The following is a 17,420-nucleotide window of genomic DNA, read 5'->3' as shown; positions in this document are numbered from 1 at the left end:
AGATGCTCCTCCCGGCAGGACGCAAGACAGACTCAGTCAAAAATTTCTTTTACCGGGGTAACAGTCCCCTGATAGACGTAGGCGGATGCGCCGGCGGCCAGCTTTCGAACGCGCGTCACCTGGATGAAATCAGGCTGGCTGGCCCCCGCGTCCAACTGATAATGAAGCAGCCGAGTCCAAGCGCCCGCAGCGTCAACGCCATCAATCCTGACGTTGAACGGCTTACCCGAGGTAGTGCTTTGATTTCTGGCCCACATGAAGAACTGACCGACCGTGACCCCGGGGGCAACCCTAACTTCCATGTCCACGATGTTGACCGCGACAGGGCCTTTCGTCCATTCGGTGACGGCGGAGCTTTGTGCGTCGATCAGCCCTGAATTTGCTGAACCGTTGGGGTCGGACAGCACGTAGAAGCGCGGGCGAATGATGTTAATAGAACCGCCGCGTAATCTCGTCAAATAAAGCGCTCGCTTGTCGTTGGCAGAATTGTAAAAAACGCAGTCGATGAGGTCGTTATCCTGCCCGCCGATCTTCGCGCTTTGCAAGTTGCATCGCTCGTAGACCGAATTGCGGATATCAACGTGCATGTCAGCGCCGCCGAAAGATCCGATCTGATCGGGGTGGCCGATCCACATATCCCGTAAGACGATATCATGGTTGACGATGCTGGCCGCGATCTGGAAGCCGCCAGTCGCCGTGCCGTGCCGGCCTCCGAAGCAATGGCCCCCGTTGACCGTTATGTGAGCGCACGATGCAATGACGACGCCATAGTCGAGAGTTGTCGTAAAATGAAAACCTTCCGCGATTGGCGCATTGATTTCCACGCGCGCGGATCGGTCGATGATGCCGCACCCGACATACCCGCCGACTGATCGAACGTGATCAATACGGCCACGATCAAGACCTTCCGCAAACCAGCCGTACATGGCGAGCGTTGGATCGTGCACAACGAAGTCAACGCCCGCGACATCGATCGCGCCCTTGATTTTGTGAACAGTCGTTCCGCTCGCATAGACCAGCTTTACAGGAGCCATGAGAGTTATAACCGGACCAGCTATGGACTGAACGACAACGGCCTCACCGTTCTTTTGACCAGCGGCCTCCCCGAACCATGATGAGCTTATCTGATCAACGATGAACAGAATGTCGCCAGGCACAATCGCGCCGGCAGTCGGCGTCGTGAGCAGCGTAATGGTCTTGTCGGAAATAGCGCCTGTGGCTAGCCCAAAATTGGTTATGCTGCCGGGGAAGTAAGCCAATATGTCCGTGGCGCTGCCGCCCCCAATGCGGGACTGCGTATAGACGCCACCGGCAACCGATGTAATTCGGCTCTTGCCGATTGTCCCGCGAACCTTGTCCTGACTGAACGTGAGCGGGCCAGAGGCAATGTATTCGCGCGGCGGGACGACCTTCTCAACGCCCTCGGCAGAAGCCCAAGCCTGAAGGGCCGCGAGATTTGCCGCGTTGCTGTTGCTGTCGCTGTAGCCGAAAAATTCAGGCGTGCCTGCCTTGAGGCCATCAATTTCCCAGAATGCCATTAGATTGCCTCTCCACAGAACCATGTCGAAGTTGCTTCGCCGTTGATGGCCTTGTCGCCCGTCCCGAATGCCTCGAAAAAGACCTCGAAATAGTCGGTTCCGTCTGCGCTAACGATGGTCGTGATTGATGGCGAGATGTTCGTTGTCCCGCTCGCAACGAGATAGGCGCGCGCGATACGCGCCCCGTTCTGATAGATCATCACCGCAGCTGCCGACTGGTCGACCATTCCGGAAGCGGTTAGGAGTGTGGCGCTCAGCCGATACTTTCCAGCCGGCGGTGTGAAGCGGCTTGTCGCCGTGTCATAGTAGTTGCCAATATCGAAGCTCTCTGACCCGAAGCTAATCTTCGTCGCCGTTCCGGTAACAATGGCGGTTTGGTTGACGTTGTTCTTATGGGCCTTGAAGCAGACCCCGGACCCTATAGGTTGTCCAGAGATCGTGAGCCCCGCAAAGTCCGGCGTGTCGCCGGTTCCTAGGCCGAGCTTGGTTCGCATTGCCCCGGCCGCCGCCGCATCCAAGTGTGTGGCGTTGACCGTCTCTTCGTCCAGTTCATTCGGCCCGACTGCATCCGGCCCAAGCTTGGCTCGTGTCACACTGCCATCCGAAGGCACGCCCACCTCGATTGCCGTGCCATAGGCTACTTCAATCGTCTTGCCGTCAGGCCACACCGAGCCTGATGGCGGCGACAGGTTAAGCCCGTCCAGACTGAAGATGTGGCGGGGCTGCGGTCCCTCACCTTCGACGGTGATGACGCAGTTGTTGACGCTGCCGGGATTGACGGTGAGGACAAGTGGATCGGCTGTGCCGTCGCCAACGAAGGTGTCAACAACCCAGTTGCTAAGCGCCAAGGCTGCATATCCAGCAGCTTCAGCCGCCGAAGCTGCAGCCGCCGCTTCAGCCGCTTCCGCAGCCGCCTGGATTGCTGCGCTGGCGACATCAGATAGCAGGCGATAATTCGCGCCGGCGTCCACAAAGGCCACCAGCATGCCGGCGGTCAGGTATCCGGCCGCAAGTGCATTGCCCGAATTGGTAACAAGCGGCTTTCCCGTAGCGCCATTGATCGCAACGGTCACAGCGCCAGTATTCGCAGCGAACACATTCATCAGGATAATTGCGCCATATGCAGCCGATGGAAGCGGTATCGACGACGTGGCGACGATCGCGTTGGCCGCTCCTGCGCCGGCATTGTTCGCGCGAATGAACGAATACGGCAGGTCTGCAACCCGCAGCCACGAGCCGGCACCGGATGCACCCTGCTTCTGATAGACGCCGTTGTTGGCGACCGTGCTGTCGCCGATCACCCACGCCATCTGGTTTGCGGCGTAGGTCAGGGTCATCGCCGCTTTCGTCTGGAACACGATGCCGCCACCAGCCTGAAAGCCATTGATAGCCGCCTCGTATCCTGTCAGCAGCTCGCGTATTTCGGCCTTCTTGACCTTATGCTCACCACTGGACGGAACACCCGCAGTGGTGAAGTCGCGGTATACGTTTTCGGCGGTCTGCGCCATGTGGACTCTCCAATGCAAAAAACCCCACCGGATCGGCAGGGCGAAATGTCAGTGCTGTTGGTGGATCAAGGGACGGAGTCGGCTATAGCGATGGTGCTGGCGCTCCACTCACCTGGGCGGCCTTTTTCGGTCACGTAGCGGAGCTGGAATTCATATTCTTCGTCTTCGACCAGCGTTGAACTGTCCGCGGTGGTAGCGCCCTTCGTGACCGTGATGCTGTTCCAGCTGCTGAACGAGGTCAGCTTGTAGCGCGCCTCGATGTCCAGAATGGCACTCGGCGACGGGCTGAACGACAGCCGCGCAATTGGACCAGTCAGGATATCGACTGTCGGTGCAGCCGGCACAGGAACCGTGTTGTCGACTTCCGTTTCATCGTAGACCGGCGCATCGCCCTCTTCCTGCGCCGCGTCCCATGAGTATGCAGCAGACGGCATCGACTGCACCTGCAATGTGACGCCTGCCAGAATGCCGCCCTCCCCGATGTTGAAGCGGAAATCCTGCACCTCGAACACGCTGTTGATGCCAAACGCCGGATAGGAGATGCGCACGAAGCGCTCGCCGAAGGCGGCAAGACCACCAAGATTGCACTGGAACTGCCCGACCCAGGACGGATTCGCACGGAAAGCGGCCAGTTTCATCAGCCGGCGCGCCTGGCTGTGCGACGGCGCCATAATGAATTCCATGTCGGTGGCGATCTCGCCCCGGTCACTCACATCAGCGGCATCCACCCAAGGATCGGCGTCCGCACCTTGATAGTCCTGCCCGGGATCGAGATACTTCGCCCGGATCGTGTTGGCGGTCGTAAGAATGTCGCGGCCGCGCCCGACCTCCGAGAAGCCGACTATGGTGTTCTCGTCCAGCGTGACCGTTGGCTCCTGCCACTCACCGATGTCCAACGTCAGGCCACCATCGGCTGTCGGAACCAACCGGCCATCGCAGGAGGCCATCATGCGGCCAAGCACATCGGCCGGCCGCTCCTCCAGGCTGTACGAGCCCCAGAGGCGATAGCGCGGCTCTGAGCCTGTTTTGGTAGCGATGGGGGCCGCGGCACGATTATAGGCCGTCACCCATCCGGCTTGCGCCTGAGGCGTCGAGACGATGCTTTCCGGCAAGCGCATGCCATCGGCATGGGTGACATAATCGCGGATGACAGCCGCCGCGTTGTCGTTCCAGCCCGTTGCCGAAGTAACCGGGTTCTTGACCTTGGCACCTCGGATCACCAGCCGATAGTTGGTGTTGATGCCGTTCGGAAAAGCGCCGGCATAGAATTCGGCTTCGACCGGGGCTTGCCGCACACATAGCGAAGCAACACCATCGCCGGGATGTGCCGAGGTCCATTCGGGGAAGGCGTTGGTCAGAAGGCCGTGGGCGGTCTCGATCGATGCTCCAAGGCGCGTCTGAATATTGACCAGCGGCCCGGAATTTGACTGCCAAGAGCTATCAGTGACGTTGCCGCTGCCGTCCAGAACCACGTTATTGTCGTCGAGCCAATATTGCTCGATCCCGTCGATTGGCCCCTGCCCGATAGCGAGAAGCTTGTAGAAATAGCCCGCTTTCGCCTCGGCAAACACCCACGGCCCCGAAACCTTCACCCTGCCATAGTGGCGAACACGCGGTGCCGCCGGCTGGCGCACCGATTGCTGCACATCCTCCGGCTTCGGCGCCTTCGGGGCAAAGATGCTGGCCGCCAGATAGGACAGCCCGACCGAAAGGCCGATAGAAACGGCACCTGTTATGGCAGCGATTGCGAAAGCGGAACCGGCGAGGCTGGAACCGGTGGCGAGCAGCGTCGAGAACACGATGCCCTCGATGAAGCCGGTCCTCATGACGCCTACGCCATAGAGTGCCGTCGAGCCCTCCAGGTTCAGCGTGTTCGCGATGTAGCGCGTTCTCATATGGCCCACGCCTTCCAAACGTTTTTGAGCGGCGCACCGACCAGCCCGTCTTCATGGCGGGAGAACCAGAAAGTGCCGGTATGAATTGCGACGCACATGCGCCTGTCGAAGATCACCAGCCCCAAGTCGCCGGCTTTTGGTTCACTGGTCCGCTTGAAACCGGCGGCGCGCATGACGCGGCTGAAGGCGATGGCAATGCCACCCGGCTCTGCTAACCAGTCCTGCGCCTCCTGCCGGTTGGCATGGTGGCGCCCGTAACGAGCCATCGGCGAGAAACCGCGCACCGTCTCCACCCACCGGTCAGCGGTCGACGCGCAGTCGTTCTCACCCCACGCGAAGGCTTCCGCGCCTCTGCGGCGACAAATTCGGAAATGATCAATGCAGGCTCCGACCGGATCAGAAATCTGGATACACAAAGCTTTTGAACAGCATGGATGCTGTAAACTGGAAGAACTTGTCGCCCGGCGAACGCTTCTGCTGATCACGATCGGTGTAGCGCCCATAAGGCGGGCGCGACCGGTTGAAGAAGGCATTCTCGGCCTGCAGCGTGATCGACTGGATCGCGCCTTCCGTGCCTTGCATCGGCGTCCGCGTGACACGCGCCGGCTGCATAAAGCCCCACCAGATGCCGATCGGCACACCAACCGGCTGCCAGTCCGCATTGAACAGTTGCAGGTAGACCGTTACTAACTGCTGCGTCGCGTCCTGCTTATCTTCCAGCGCCATCCTGAGCAGGTCGGTCGCCTGGTCGGGCAAGCCATTGAGCTGGAATGTCACCGCCTCAGCCGCCGTGCCTGTCGGCGCCGAAAGCCCGTCGATAACGCCGGCGCCATGCATCGGCTTCCATGTCTGGCCGCCAGTCACCAGATCGGTGTCGCCATTCCAGAGATAGGCTGTGCCGGACCTGAACTCGAACTTTGCGAGCAGGTCAACGCGCGCCGTCGAGGCCGACAGTGCGGCAATCTGATCGGGCGTGAAGAAGGCCATCACAGGTCCTCGATAAAGTTCACGCTTGGGAACCCCCACCGCCCAAGATCAAGCGGCAGGTCCATTTCACCATCCGTGGCTAACCTCATCCTCACGACCGGTTCGTCGAACTCCAGGTTTGTGCCGGATGGCACCGGCTCACGCAGCGGTGGACGGAAGGTGATTGCCCCCGTATCAGGGTTGAACGACCGCACCCGGTACAGCCGCTCACCGACGCTGAAATGCTGCCCAGGCTCGATGGTGCCGGCATAGTTCACCGTCACAGTGCCAGACACTGCACGCAGTGCCATGGAGCCGACCGTCACCACATCAATGACGCGCCCGACATAGCCTGTCCCGTCGTCGAAGAATGCATCGTCCGAATGCGGAACGGGTTCATACAGTGGCTCGGAGCCATCCGGCACCGGCTGATAGAATCGCGTGATCGGAACCAGGATGGAGCCGAGCCGGCCTTCCAGCAGATTGGCAATGGCACGCCACGCCTTCACCTTTTGCTCATCGACCACCGGTACAGCGTCATAGGTGACCTTCCAGATACCGGCATCGGAAGCGACGACCTGAGTGACGCCAGACACCGATGACGGCGCAGCCAATGAACGCTGCGCCAGATCGACGTTGAGCTTCTGCGGCCAGAGAAGGTCGATCGGCCAAAGCGGCGTTGCCATTACATTGACCTCGACTGAGCATTGGCAATCATGGAAGGCAGGGACTGGTTGACCTGCTTGACCGCCACCGATGCCCCAGCTTGAGCCGCCTTCTGGCCCATATCGGTGACGTAGGCCTTGATCTTGCCGTCATCGTCGACGGACACGCCGACAGTGACGTGAAGCTTCTGCGGTTGCGCATTGCCGTTCGCCGCGGTGACGCCGAGACGCCCATCAGGCCCCCGACGCAGCGGCATGATCGCCTCCGGTCCCGCCTCGCCCATCAACCCGGCGCCATTGGCCATCGGAAATAGCGTCGGGCGAGACACCACACCGCCGCGCGCAAATGGCGTCACCCGCCCGCCCTGGAACACGCCACCATTGGCGAAACCGAGAAACGAGAACAGCCCACCAAGGAACCCGCCTCCCCCGCCTCCAGCAGCCGAACCAACCTGGAAGATCGCGTCCAGCATGTTGTTGATCAGCTTGTCGACGATCTTGTCGATCGCCTTGCTGGCAGCGTTCTTGAAGCTTTCCCAGAAGCTCTCGCCATTCTTGAGCCCGGCGCGTAGATCGGAGACAAAGCCCCCGACCACGTCGCGAGCGAACTTCATGCCATCGCTGACTTTGTCAACTGCCCCGCGGAGCCCTGCCCAGGCGTCCTTCGCCTTGTCGGCGGCTCCCTTGGCAGCACCGCCAGCCTTGCCGGCTGCATCCTCGACGCCCCCGAAGCTCCCAGCCAAGCCACGAAGCTTGTCAGCGGCAGACGATGCCATGCTGCTGATCGCGCCGCCGATCTGCCCGACATAGTCGACGCCTTGCGCTCCGGCGAAAGCCTGCCTTGCTGCTCCCGCCGCTGCACCGGCCGAACCGGCATAGGGATTGGCGATCCCGCCCATTTTGAACGACTGAGGGCTTCCCAGGTCCTTCAACTGCACGGCATTGGCGGCGTCACCGCCCAAGGCACCGACCGCGCCCCGAATACCTCCATTGATCTTGGCAATCAGCCCGTTGACGATGGAGACGACCTCGCCCACCATCCAGTTGATGCCCTCGATGAACTTGTTCGCGGCTTGATAGCCGAGATCACCGAATGCGGCCGGGAGCGAGTTCCATGCGGCCACAACCGCATCATACCCGCCGACAAATGCGCCTATGATGAAGTTCACCGCATTCTTGGCGTCACCGACGATGTCTCGGCCGAATATCTGGGCTAGTTCGTCCCGAAAGACGTTTGCCGCAGCCACAGCAGCCGTTAGCCCAAGCACGAATGTGGCGGCAGGGTTTGCGGCGGCAAACGAGGCAGCGAGGCCGAGCGCGGCAAGCGAAAGCTGCCCGAGCAGCCCGATAAGGCTCACAATTCCGCCGATGATCGCCGGCGCATAGACCAAGGCGAGGCCCGCCGCCGCCATGGCAGCGTATGGCGCAATGATTTCAATCGCATCGGCGAGCATGTGAAGCGCCGACACCGCGAGGCCGGCCCAATCGACTAGCTTGCCCAACTCAGCCATTAGGACGCCAACGGCCACAGAGACAGCGTTGAGGGCGAAGTTGCCAACGATACCGCTGACAGTCCTCAAAACAGCGGCGAAGGCGCCATAGCTGCGCGTTGCGACATCGGCCCTCTTGGCAGCGTTAGAGACCGCCGCAGCCTGTCCGTTAACGGCGGAAGTCGCAGCCTTGGTAGCCGCCGCCGTCTGCTTCGTCCTGATGCCAAGCCGGCCGACTGTTTGGTCGTAGCTCTCCCAATTCGAATTCGCAGCCTTGGCCACTGCTCCGGCATTTTTCGTCGAAACAGTGATGCCGTCCGACGCAGCCTGTGCGCGCTTGGCCGAGTTGGTGAGCCGGTCGAGGGCACGGGTGCCCTTCTCGACCTGATCCGAACGGACCTCGAGCCCGAGTACCGCCACATCCGCCATGACTAACCCTTCCTCGCTCCGAACCCGCGCAGCAGGCCTTTCACGCCGGCACCATCATCCGCGTTGACTTCGAACTTCGCCGTTCCGCCGCCGGGTGCCGCCTTCTGCCGCTTGGCTTCGCCCATGATCTGAACGCCGTAGAGCGAGCGGAGCACTGATGCTTCCCACGGCTCTATCTCGGCACCGGTGACGCGCTGATAGGCCTCGAGCTCTGAATAGAAGGCCGTCCCGCCAATGCCGCCAAAGGAGGCTGACAGGTCGCAATACCACTGCCAGATATGGGCGGTTGCCTCTGGCGGCTCCAGATCGGTTCCGCCCTTGGCGAATTTGGCCTCAGCAAACGAGATCAGGTCGATTGCGAGGCCGTCATAAAAGCCTGGCTATCCTCGGCCGCCTTATCGATCTGCTCGGCGATGAACCAGAGATCGGGATTGGTCAGGACGGCGCGGACGCTCTCAGGCGTGCAAGGCAGTTCCTTGCCACCACGCTCGAAGCCTTCCCACGAAATCACGGATGCCACCATGATATCGAAGGCCTTCTCCTGACCTCCTCGACCGTGGCCGCCTTCTTCGGGTTGCGGCGCTGCTCGCGCATGGCGGCATTGGCCATTTTGCGCTGGAGCTTCTTGACCCGCTCCGACTGGTAGCTGGCGATCCGCACCGTCATGCCGAGCTTTTCGCCGGACACAGGATGACGGATATCGACGTCGATCCCGTCATCGAAGGTCTTGGCGAAGCCGTCAAACTTGGAAAGATCGACCATTACGGCACCACCGTCGCCGGGACTTCGATGATTGCGGTGGTGATTCCGAGGTTGAACGTCGTGCGGACGACATTGTCGCTCTCGCCGAAGTTCTCCTTGGCCGACTGCACCAGGGCATGGAAATAGAACGTGCTGTCGGTGTCGTTCGCATCCTGCGCATCAGCCGCCACGACCTTGAACGCGTAGGCGAACTTGGTCTTTTCGGCGGCGCGGGCGGCGACTTGGCCGAGATCGAGTGGATCGCGGCCGACGACGACCGACATCACCCCGGCATCACGCGAGCCCTTGAGGTGCCGGACGCGAGCATCAGAGAGCGAGGTAAAGGTGACGTCGGCCGCCTCGTCGCCAAACTCACCGAGGCTCTCGACTTCGCCGATCTCGGTATAGACGAGGGCAGCATAAGCTGCGGCATCAGCAGCGGCAGTGGTCGGGCCAATGAAGATTTTGGCCCCTGAAGCGGTCGTGACGCTCATTGGTCGGTTCCTTTCTTGGGAGCTTTGGATTTGCGGGCCTTGCCCAGTTCACTGATCGGCAGGACTTCGGCGCCGATTGCCCGGTAGGCCGCTGCGATCTGGGGCCAGTCACCGTCAATGAACACCGTGGCCGCGCCCTCGATCGGTCCTGAAAACAGGCGCGGGTTCTGGTATTTTCGGCCGCCGAGATCGGCGACCAGATGGCGCGAGTAGACGATTTCCATTGTGTCCTCTCAGGCAAAGACCGAGCAGCGCACCGTGACCGGGATCATCAGGTGCGTGTCATCGTCGATCGGCTGAGCGATCTCTGGAGCGCGGGCCACCTGAGCGGTGATGCCGGCGTAGGTCATGCGCAGATCAGCCGGGAAGTGCGCCGCCACTTGGCCAGCAATCTCCAACGCGACGGCGACGTTCTGGTTCTTCTTCGCGAACACGTCGATCTGCAGGAGCGATAGGCGCTGGTGCGGGTCAGATCCCTTGAGGAATAGGCGGCGAGTGATGTTTGGAATCCACGTCACGCGCAGATAGCCGCCCGTCGGCTTGGTGAAAGCCTCGTTCGGCCACGACACCGGGAGCACCGGCGACAGGACGAGCGATTGCACCCTCGCCTTCAGAGCGAGCCAGATCGATGTTTCGATGGATGGCATTTAAAGCCCCAAACGCTGCTTCACTTCGGCAGCCTTGGTCTCGACGATCGAAACCCAACGCTGCGCCACCATCGTCACCCATGGTCGAGGCGCCCTGCCCTGTGCCCCGTAATGCACGTAGCTGGCGTAGTTCGCGGTGTAGCCGAGATAGAGCGTGTCCCCGATCTCGGCGCCCGCGATGACAAGCATGATTTCCCCGACATCGTTCGGGGCAGGCATGCCAGGATTGGCCCGCGTGAGTTGCGGCATGGCTGATGTCGAAGCCATGAGGGAGGCGCGAAGAAACCCGGTATCAACTGGCACGAGCTCGTTGAGCTGGCTCACCAGCTCCTGCGCGCTTTCCTTGAATACAGCTTCCAAGGCGTTCGGCACCTTGTGGCACCAATCGCCTACAGTCGCCGCGAAGGATTGAGCCATCACATCACCAGTTGAGCGACGAAATCGATCTTGTATTCAGCGTAGCACTTGCAACCCACCGTGTGCCTCGCCGGAACGCCGGGAGCATGCGGGTACGGGATTGCGGTGCCGTCTGGCGCGATGAATGGCTGATCGAATTGGACCTTCTGGCCCTGCATCTCGACATGATCCTCGCGCGGGTTCTTCTGCGGCGTATGCTTCCAGGTCTTGGTGACGTGCTGGGCCTGCAGGTTGCCTTTCTCGATCTGCTGGCGAAAGGCGATGTCCTTTGCTGCTGCCATGGACTGGAACGTCTCATGCAGTGCAATCGTATCCCCGCGCAGCTTCAATAGACCGTCCGAGTAGCGCCCTACGATCCGTGTCACAGTCTCCACAGTGAGGGGCTTACCGCTTTCGATGGATTTCAGCACCGCCCGATCGAAGCGCTTATCGCGCCGGCCACGGGTCAGATAATGTCGAAGACGGTCGGGCTCACCGGAAAGCAGTTCTTGGCGGGCTCGGGCAACGTACTCGCTCTGGGCTGTGGTGAGCCCGATCAGCCCGCCCTCGCGCTTGCCTGTGGCGCGGTTGATGCGTCCGACGACATCAAGAGCGGTACGGGTCGGGTTGTCACCACGTGCAAGGCCATCTTCCAACGCGGTGCGGATCGCCTCCCGCTGATCCTCGATGATATTGGTAACCAGCGTCGTGCTTTGCTCGCGTAGCCATGCCTCAGCAGCCAGGTTGCGCGCATCCCAGCGAACCACGATCTGATGGCCTTCCGGATCGCGAAGCGTCGATATCTGTTCGACGGCGGCGACACCACCTCCGTTGAGCGCCTGTCGGATCGCCTCATCCAAGGGCCTGAACGCGGCCTCGTCCAGGTTCATGGCCCGGACAGCCCCGTTGATGTCTCCGCGCTCGAGGCGCTCTACAACGCGGCGCAGGACGATGTTGGAACGGATGTCGTCGATCGCGTCGAGGAAGGCTTTACGAAGCTGCGGCTCGTACTGGCTGACGAGAATCTCAAATCGCTGCCGAGGCGTGAGGCGAACAAGCATCGCGTCTCCTTACGGGAACAATGTCGCCAGACCGGTGTTCTTTGGAACCCACCAACCGGAGCACTTCAATGGCCAACGAATTCGAGAAGCACATCGGAATGGAGCGTGACGATACCAATCAGCTCAAGGCGTCAAACATGCATTCCCGAGCCGAAGATCAAATGAACCAAACAACCCGCGATGCCCGCGAGACCGTGCGCGAGAACCCCGGCACATTCACCACGTTGGCGCTGCTAGTTGGGACGATCGGCTTTGTCGTGGGATGGGTTTGCGGGCAGTCGTCCGCGCGTTCCGATCACTACTGGCGTTAAGCCGCGCACCACGCCTTCCACACCACGATAGTTCCTGCCGGCGGGACAGGCGTCAGATTGGTAATGGCACGCTCGGCGCCATCTATGACGAGCTTGTCCGTGAGCACCGGCACCACCTCGGGCACGGCAAATGTCACCATGTCGCCGGTCTCGACGATCAGGACCCCATTTTCGTAGCGCTGATGGAGGCGCTTCACGGTGGCCTTGAGCGGATAGGTCACCGCCGTCTCGACGGGCGGGTCCCATTCGTTCGGGCCCGGAACCGTGGTGACGCGCTTGAGGGTGACGGTGCCCTGCTGAAACCTGTCCAGCAGCCGCGTGGCCGTCTTCTGCATGCGGCCATAATCGAACTTGGCCATCAGACCACCAGGATCGCAGGCATGGGCACGGTGAGCAGCGGCACCAGCATGCCCTCAATGGCCGTCACGATCGGCTGGGCCGCCGTAGCGAGATCGGTCTTGTCCGACACGGCATATTCGACCTCGACGGCGCCATCGACGCGTTCCCGCTTAACCAGAGACGTCCCGCTGGTGATGGCCGACAACGATCCTGGTTCCCGCATCTCGATCAATGCAGCTTCATACGAGGCATTCACAACGCGGACGGGGATGATGTCAGATGCCAGCGCCGTGCCGAATGCAGTCGCTCCGGTGCGAGGCCAGGCCCTTTCCTGCTCGACACCGCCAGTGGGCATGCCTGTGAAGCGCGCACCATAGGTGGCGTCGATATAGGCGCTCCCCCGCTGCCGAGCGGCCGGGATGTTACCTTCAGGCACGGTATAGCCATTGGCCGTCATGTACGCGGTGAATCCGTCATCGTCGCCGTATCCGGCCATCACAGCCTCCGCTGGCAGGTGTCTTCAATGAGACATTTTGCCTTTTATTTCAGGGGTCTAGCCGCCTTGATTTGCTTTTATTCATGGCCATGTTTCGGGTAGCGCCCAGCGCCCGATCGAAGACCTGAAGATAAGGAGTTTGCGATGTTTGCCCGCCGGTTCTGTCCATCATGTGCAGGACCTCGCCCGCGAGCTGCGGTCCGCTGCCCATGGTGCCAGCGCAGCTATCATGTTCCCGCTAGCCAGCCGGAGCACTTTTTCGGGAATTATCTCGAAGAGAGAGGGTCGGCATCGAAACCACGCGAGGCCGCTGAGTTATTGTAGTAGGCCTCGCTCCCCGGCTCACAGCCCGAGCCGGGGATGGGATTTGGCAGGCGGTGAAGGGCCGGGTGATCAGGGCTTGGTTGCCAGTTCCATCAGGGCGAGAACGATCTCGTCCTTTTTGGCCGGCGTCTTGTCACCGAGAAGCTTGGAAGCTGCCGATTTGAAGGACATGAACGGCACGTCCTTGTCATCGGCCATGGCAAGGACTTCGGTCACCGATTTGGTGTCACCGTCTTCCTCGTCCTTCTTCGCTTTCCCGCCCTTGGCCCTCACCTTGACGCCTTCGCGGTCGAAAGCCTCGATCTGCACTTCAGTGAGTTCCTTGGCGTCCACCAGATCAGCCTCCTTGCCGGCAGGGACGACCGTGTGGCCGCCCCTCACCTTGAAGGCCTTGGCAACGGCGCTGCCGTTCTTGACGTGATACTCAGCCATGATCAGGTCCTCACGCCTTTGCGGAGCACGTCCGGACGCTGCACGAAGTAGAGCGGATAGCTGTAGAGCTCGCCGCGCGTCCATGCCTGCCGGTCACGGTCCGGGATGTTCATGGCGTAGGTGTCCTGCCCAAGCGTGTTGATGTACGGGCCGAACTCGGCCGGTGCCATCGCCTTCTTGAACACGTCACGCGCGCCCACGGGGAAGAACTTGGCCTCGTCCGTGTCGATTGCCACGGTCGAATTGTCGTCGGTACCCCGGTAGTTGTGCCAGGTGATGCTGCCATAAACGAAGGATTGGAACGACCGATCCTGTCGCAGGTCGGCGGCGGCCTGCCAGTTGATGTAGGTCTTCTCCACCTCCGGATGCGTGATCAGCGCATCAAAGAACGCGTCGCCGACCAGAGCATGGACCGTGGTCGACGGAGTGAAAGCGCCACCAGCGGAACGCTGCATCGAGCGGATCACCTCGGCCGCCTTCAGACGCACCGCACCGGGCGCCGGCGTGGGATTGTCGAGATCGAAGTCGATCGCGGCAGGCTCGGCCACGCCGAACTCGGTGAAGTAGTTGTAGATCACCGTCGTGCCGTCCGCGTCGAGCAGAAGCCCCTGCAGGGCGCCGAGGCGATGGAACTCATGAGTAAGCTCCATGTCGTCGCGGATCATCGCCATGCGGCGCAGGTATTCGGCCTGCACCTGGGCGAACTCGGTTTCCGATCCGAACGCGCGAATGCCCTGGATCTCCTCGGCATAGAGCGTGAAGCCCTTGGCCAGGCGAACTGTCTTGAGCGGGACCGCATTGCGAGGATCGACCTCGAGTTCCTTCGGCGGTGCACCGATGGCGCTCGCGGGGATCAGGACCAGCTTGTTCTCGCGGCGATCGACGAAGATCGAGCGGGTACGCACGGGCATCGGCTCGAAGATACCGAGGGACCCAAGAAGCTGGGGCTTGTACCCGACCTTGGAGACCGCGCCGGTGAGCGAGGTCATCGAGAAGGCCGAATTGTTGAAGATATCCATAGATGCCATGGTTTCGGCCTCCTTCAGCGAACGATGATGCCGAGCGCCGCCAAGGCCGCGTTGGCGGTAGCCTTCGCAGCGTCATCAGCGCCAGCCTGGTAGATGAGATGCGCACCATTCACCTCGCAGTCGCGAACGACGATGGTGCGCTTGACGGTGCCGACGGCAGCCTCAAACAGAATGCCGGCGATATCTTCGGCACCCGTGGCCGCGGCGGGGTCGTAGCGGACATAGTTTCCGCCAGCGGTGAGCTTGCCGAGGATGGTTCCCGCAAGCAGTCCGGGGGCCACACCGGCTGCAACCGTGCCTTCTTCCCGGCTGCGATACATGCCATTTGCCTCGGACACGAGGAAATTGGCGGTGCCCCGATTTTCGTTGAGCTGTGCCATTGGATCAGGCTCCCTTCTTCACGCTGACGCCGGCAGCGGCGAACACGCCCTCGCCCCAGGCATCATTGGCTGCGATGGAATGGTCCTGAGTACGGAGCGCATCCCGCACGGTGTCGTTCGGCTTGGCATCCTTGGTCAGGGCCTTGAACATGCCGGTGATCTCGGCGTCGGAAACATCCTTGACCGCCTCGTCACCAAGCCGGGCCGTCACGACTGCCTTGCGGATTTCCGCGTCCGTCTTGCCGTCGGTGACGATCTTCTCATCCACGGCCTTGGCGGCGGTCACCAGCGCGGCACGATCAGCGACCATGCGATCGATATCCGCCGGCTTAGGTGCGGCGTCCTCGAGCTTCTTCTTGTCCGCCTTGAGGGTGCCGATCTCCTCGTCCTTCTTGGCAAGTTCCGCCTTGTGGGCGGCATCGCCGTCGGTGATCCGCTTCTGGGCGTCAGCGACGGCCTTCTGAAGCTTTTCGATGGCCTGGGCGCCCTGATCGGTGGTCTGCACCGACAAGCCGTCCACGACCACAGTACGAAGTGCATCACTCATTGTGATGGTCTCCTTGTCAGTGGTTGGAGGGAGCGGGGCAGCGCCCCAGGTATTCGCGCTGTCGCCAACGCGAGCTTGTGACCCGGCACGGGCCTTATCGACCAGAGCGAGGTGATTGATGCGGATGGACCGCTGAACGGCGTCGTAGGCCTCGCCCGAGGGCGTCACGCCTGCCGTGAAATCGAAGTCGGCGACGTAGCCGGCGGACAGTTCCCGCTTGCCGCTCTCGATCTGGGCAATGGCCGACGCGTCTTTGAAGATCAGCGGCAGTTCGACCCAGTCATCCACCTTCTTGGCGGCGGTGCTAACCTCGCCAACCGAGAGAGCCTTCCAATTGTCGGCCGTCACCTGCTCGGTCGGGTGATTGATCGTGATCGGCGCGTGGCTGAAGCTTTGCAGGCTGTCCTTGGCGAACACCTCCTCAGCTGGCCGGTACACGCGCACCACCTTCATGTCGGGCTTGCCGAGTTCGTCGCCGGTATAGAGTTGGATGCCGGCACGCACACATTTGGCGGTGGCGACAAGATAGCCGTCACCGGTCCGCCGCGTTCCCGCGACGGTTACAGCATCTTGGAACTGCATGATCTGCTCGCTATTGTGGAGCCTTAGGGGAGGCTCGAAAGTATGCTGGTCCGCGAAGGTGATGAACGAACCATCGGAATCGATATCAGGCTGGCGGCTCTGCTTGCGGGTGTCGCGGGAGCACTCAACGCTGCCGGGTTTCAAGCAACAGGCTTTTTCTCCGCGAACATGACCGGTAACGTCTCTGCCATTTCCGACCACCTCGGCCTAAGCCAGATGTCCCTTGCCGCGTTTTTCGGTGCGCTCGTCGTCGCCTTCATCGCAGGTGCGTTCGTTTCCGGGCTGTTGATCGAGGCCGGAAGGACACGCGGCGTGAGAGCGATCTATGCGTACAGCATCACGCTTGAGGCCGCGTTGCTCGTTGCACTCGGCGCCATGGATTTGATTGCCCCCAATGTGATGACACTGGTCCTCGGGCTCAGCTTCATCATGGGCCTACAGAACGCCGCAACAACGCGAATTTCCAACGCTCGCGTGCGAACCACTCATGTGTCTGGGATGGCCACCGATATCGGTCTCGGCCTAGCGGCCGTTGTAGGAAATCCCCCTCAAAGGGCAGAGGCCATCGCACGGTTGCGCCTGTACCTGACCACCATCATTTCGTTCTTCGTTGGAGGCGTCCTCGGCGTCGTCGCTTACCTGGCGATCGGCGGATGGTTGCTCCTGGTCAGTTCGGTCGTATTGGTCACAATCGCCATGCCCGAGGCATTTCGCGCCTCTCGAGCGTAAGGGACGGTTACAGCCTCTTTGAATTGCATTTACAGTTCTCGCTAGACTCTCGACCAAGCTTTGCGCACGATCTGGCAGCAACTTGGGAGGTTTGGGAATGACAGACTACATCATCACTTATGATCTAACGCGTACCAACCACGAGCCGCACAGCACTATGCTTGAAGCGGAAGAACGCGGATGGAGCCGGTGGATTTGGGGGCCGCAAAGCAAGAAATGGTTTCGCCGTCCGAATACAACACTGGTGGGCGTTTTTGCTGACCGTGACACAGCCAAGAGGGCGTTCGATGATGCCGTCGCCGCCACATCCCAGGAGATTGGCCGGAAAGTGACTGTCGAGAAGTTCATTCTGGCATCATATAGCGGGGAGCTGTTCAACTCCGGCGATCGTGTTGATCCAACCTGATTGAATGCTGCGGGCC

General features: G+C 61.1%; 24 protein-coding genes and 1 pseudogene. 3 read left to right on the top strand and 22 right to left on the bottom strand.

The genetic code is table 11. The annotated features are described in order from the left end of the window. Nucleotides 1-32: 32 nt before the first annotated feature. From ACLKMW_RS03640 to ACLKMW_RS03570, 16 genes and pseudogenes are all read right to left on the bottom strand, one after another. Nucleotides 33-1,538, bottom strand: a complete 1,506-nt coding sequence (locus ACLKMW_RS03640; protein WP_415723012.1) for a phage tailspike polysaccharide lyase family protein — start codon at nucleotides 1,536-1,538, stop codon at nucleotides 33-35. After that, nucleotides 1,538-3,046, bottom strand: coding sequence for a hypothetical protein (locus ACLKMW_RS03635; RefSeq protein WP_415723011.1), 1,509 nt, complete (start codon nucleotides 3,044-3,046; stop codon nucleotides 1,538-1,540). The genes ACLKMW_RS03640 and ACLKMW_RS03635 overlap by 1 nt, the downstream gene beginning before the upstream one ends. Nucleotides 3,047-3,111: 65 nt before the next feature. Beyond that, nucleotides 3,112-4,872 (bottom strand): phage tail protein, encoded by a 1,761-nt coding sequence (locus tag ACLKMW_RS03630; RefSeq protein ID WP_415723186.1) that lies wholly within the window; start codon nucleotides 4,870-4,872, stop codon nucleotides 3,112-3,114. Between the two features lie 65 nt (nucleotides 4,873-4,937). Beyond that, on the bottom strand, nucleotides 4,938-5,444 hold the full coding sequence (locus ACLKMW_RS03625) for a DUF6950 family protein (RefSeq protein ID WP_415723010.1): 507 nt from the start codon (nucleotides 5,442-5,444) through the stop codon (nucleotides 4,938-4,940). Further along, nucleotides 5,338-5,928 carry a hypothetical protein gene (locus ACLKMW_RS03620; protein WP_415723009.1) on the bottom strand — a complete coding sequence of 197 codons (591 nt, stop codon included), beginning with the start codon at nucleotides 5,926-5,928 and terminating at the stop codon, nucleotides 5,338-5,340. The genes ACLKMW_RS03625 and ACLKMW_RS03620 overlap by 107 nt, the downstream gene beginning before the upstream one ends. Beyond that, complete coding sequence (locus ACLKMW_RS03615) at nucleotides 5,928-6,593, bottom strand: hypothetical protein (RefSeq protein ID WP_415723008.1); 666 nt, start codon at nucleotides 6,591-6,593, stop codon at nucleotides 5,928-5,930. The genes ACLKMW_RS03620 and ACLKMW_RS03615 overlap by 1 nt, the downstream gene beginning before the upstream one ends. Beyond that, entirely contained in the window at nucleotides 6,593-8,491 is a 1,899-nt protein-coding gene (locus ACLKMW_RS03610; protein ID WP_415723007.1) for a phage tail tape measure protein, read from the bottom strand. Before ACLKMW_RS03610 ends, ACLKMW_RS03615 begins: the two co-directional genes overlap by 1 nt. Before the next feature lie 2 nt (nucleotides 8,492-8,493). After that, entirely contained in the window at nucleotides 8,494-8,646 is a 153-nt protein-coding gene (locus tag ACLKMW_RS03605) for a hypothetical protein (protein ID WP_415723006.1), read from the bottom strand. A gap of 6 nt (nucleotides 8,647-8,652) precedes the next feature. Next, nucleotides 8,653-8,796: pseudogene (locus tag ACLKMW_RS26535) on the bottom strand (phage tail assembly chaperone); the annotation flags it as partial. Between the two features lie 41 nt (nucleotides 8,797-8,837). Further along, nucleotides 8,838-9,014, bottom strand: a complete 177-nt coding sequence (locus ACLKMW_RS03600) for a hypothetical protein (protein WP_415723005.1) — start codon at nucleotides 9,012-9,014, stop codon at nucleotides 8,838-8,840. Beyond that, nucleotides 8,999-9,253, bottom strand: coding sequence for a hypothetical protein (locus tag ACLKMW_RS03595; protein WP_415723004.1), 255 nt, complete (start codon nucleotides 9,251-9,253; stop codon nucleotides 8,999-9,001). Before ACLKMW_RS03595 ends, ACLKMW_RS03600 begins: the two co-directional genes overlap by 16 nt. Then, nucleotides 9,253-9,726 carry an iron ABC transporter substrate-binding protein gene (locus ACLKMW_RS03590; protein ID WP_415723003.1) on the bottom strand — a complete coding sequence of 158 codons (474 nt, stop codon included), beginning with the start codon at nucleotides 9,724-9,726 and terminating at the stop codon, nucleotides 9,253-9,255. The genes ACLKMW_RS03595 and ACLKMW_RS03590 overlap by 1 nt, the downstream gene beginning before the upstream one ends. Then, nucleotides 9,723-9,950, bottom strand: a complete 228-nt coding sequence (locus tag ACLKMW_RS03585; RefSeq protein WP_415723002.1) for a hypothetical protein — start codon at nucleotides 9,948-9,950, stop codon at nucleotides 9,723-9,725. The genes ACLKMW_RS03590 and ACLKMW_RS03585 overlap by 4 nt, the downstream gene beginning before the upstream one ends. 9 nt (nucleotides 9,951-9,959) lie before the next feature. After that, nucleotides 9,960-10,373, bottom strand: coding sequence for a DUF4128 domain-containing protein (locus ACLKMW_RS03580; protein WP_415723001.1), 414 nt, complete (start codon nucleotides 10,371-10,373; stop codon nucleotides 9,960-9,962). Beyond that, on the bottom strand, nucleotides 10,374-10,793 hold the full coding sequence (locus tag ACLKMW_RS03575; protein ID WP_415723000.1) for an HK97 gp10 family phage protein: 420 nt from the start codon (nucleotides 10,791-10,793) through the stop codon (nucleotides 10,374-10,376). Beyond that, on the bottom strand, nucleotides 10,790-11,830 hold the full coding sequence (locus tag ACLKMW_RS03570; RefSeq protein ID WP_415722999.1) for a head morphogenesis protein: 1,041 nt from the start codon (nucleotides 11,828-11,830) through the stop codon (nucleotides 10,790-10,792). The genes ACLKMW_RS03575 and ACLKMW_RS03570 overlap by 4 nt, the downstream gene beginning before the upstream one ends. A gap of 68 nt (nucleotides 11,831-11,898) precedes the next feature. Between ACLKMW_RS03570 and ACLKMW_RS03565 the strand changes: the two genes are divergently transcribed. Then, nucleotides 11,899-12,141, top strand: coding sequence for a hypothetical protein (locus tag ACLKMW_RS03565; protein WP_415722998.1), 243 nt, complete (start codon nucleotides 11,899-11,901; stop codon nucleotides 12,139-12,141). Here ACLKMW_RS03565 and ACLKMW_RS03560 read toward each other — a convergent pair. The 6 genes from ACLKMW_RS03560 to ACLKMW_RS03535 all read right to left on the bottom strand — a co-directional run bounded on the left by ACLKMW_RS03560 (nucleotide 12,138) and on the right by ACLKMW_RS03535 (nucleotide 16,269). After that, nucleotides 12,138-12,500, bottom strand: coding sequence for a hypothetical protein (locus tag ACLKMW_RS03560; protein ID WP_415722997.1), 363 nt, complete (start codon nucleotides 12,498-12,500; stop codon nucleotides 12,138-12,140). The genes ACLKMW_RS03565 and ACLKMW_RS03560 overlap by 4 nt on opposite strands. Continuing rightward, the gene (locus ACLKMW_RS03555) at nucleotides 12,500-12,976 is read right to left on the bottom strand and encodes a DnaT-like ssDNA-binding protein (protein WP_415722996.1); all 477 of its coding nucleotides are present in this window, start codon (nucleotides 12,974-12,976) and stop codon (nucleotides 12,500-12,502) included. Before ACLKMW_RS03555 ends, ACLKMW_RS03560 begins: the two co-directional genes overlap by 1 nt. Nucleotides 12,977-13,369: 393 nt before the next feature. Continuing rightward, the gene (locus ACLKMW_RS03550) at nucleotides 13,370-13,732 is read right to left on the bottom strand and encodes a hypothetical protein (protein WP_415722995.1); all 363 of its coding nucleotides are present in this window, start codon (nucleotides 13,730-13,732) and stop codon (nucleotides 13,370-13,372) included. Nucleotides 13,733-13,734: 2 nt separating this feature from the next. Then, nucleotides 13,735-14,721 carry a major capsid protein gene (locus tag ACLKMW_RS03545; RefSeq protein ID WP_415722994.1) on the bottom strand — a complete coding sequence of 329 codons (987 nt, stop codon included), beginning with the start codon at nucleotides 14,719-14,721 and terminating at the stop codon, nucleotides 13,735-13,737. Between the two features lie 53 nt (nucleotides 14,722-14,774). After that, entirely contained in the window at nucleotides 14,775-15,140 is a 366-nt protein-coding gene (locus tag ACLKMW_RS03540) for a head decoration protein (protein WP_415722993.1), read from the bottom strand. Nucleotides 15,141-15,144: 4 nt separating this feature from the next. Continuing rightward, the gene (locus tag ACLKMW_RS03535; protein ID WP_415722992.1) at nucleotides 15,145-16,269 is read right to left on the bottom strand and encodes a DUF2213 domain-containing protein; all 1,125 of its coding nucleotides are present in this window, start codon (nucleotides 16,267-16,269) and stop codon (nucleotides 15,145-15,147) included. Between the two features lie 42 nt (nucleotides 16,270-16,311). Between ACLKMW_RS03535 and ACLKMW_RS03530 the strand changes: the two genes are divergently transcribed. Beyond that, on the top strand, nucleotides 16,312-16,998 hold the full coding sequence (locus tag ACLKMW_RS03530; protein WP_415722991.1) for a YoaK family protein: 687 nt from the start codon (nucleotides 16,312-16,314) through the stop codon (nucleotides 16,996-16,998). Nucleotides 16,999-17,095: 97 nt separating this feature from the next. Further along, nucleotides 17,096-17,404, top strand: coding sequence for a hypothetical protein (locus ACLKMW_RS03525; protein ID WP_415722990.1), 309 nt, complete (start codon nucleotides 17,096-17,098; stop codon nucleotides 17,402-17,404). The last annotated feature ends 16 nt before the right edge of the window (nucleotides 17,405-17,420 follow it).

This window comes from Borborobacter xinjiangensis (assembly GCF_047739745.1).
Lineage (GTDB): Bacteria > Pseudomonadota > Alphaproteobacteria > Rhizobiales > Rhizobiaceae > Pseudaminobacter.
Note: the sequence above shows the minus strand (reverse complement) of the source record. Positions and strands in the feature narration are given on the sequence as shown.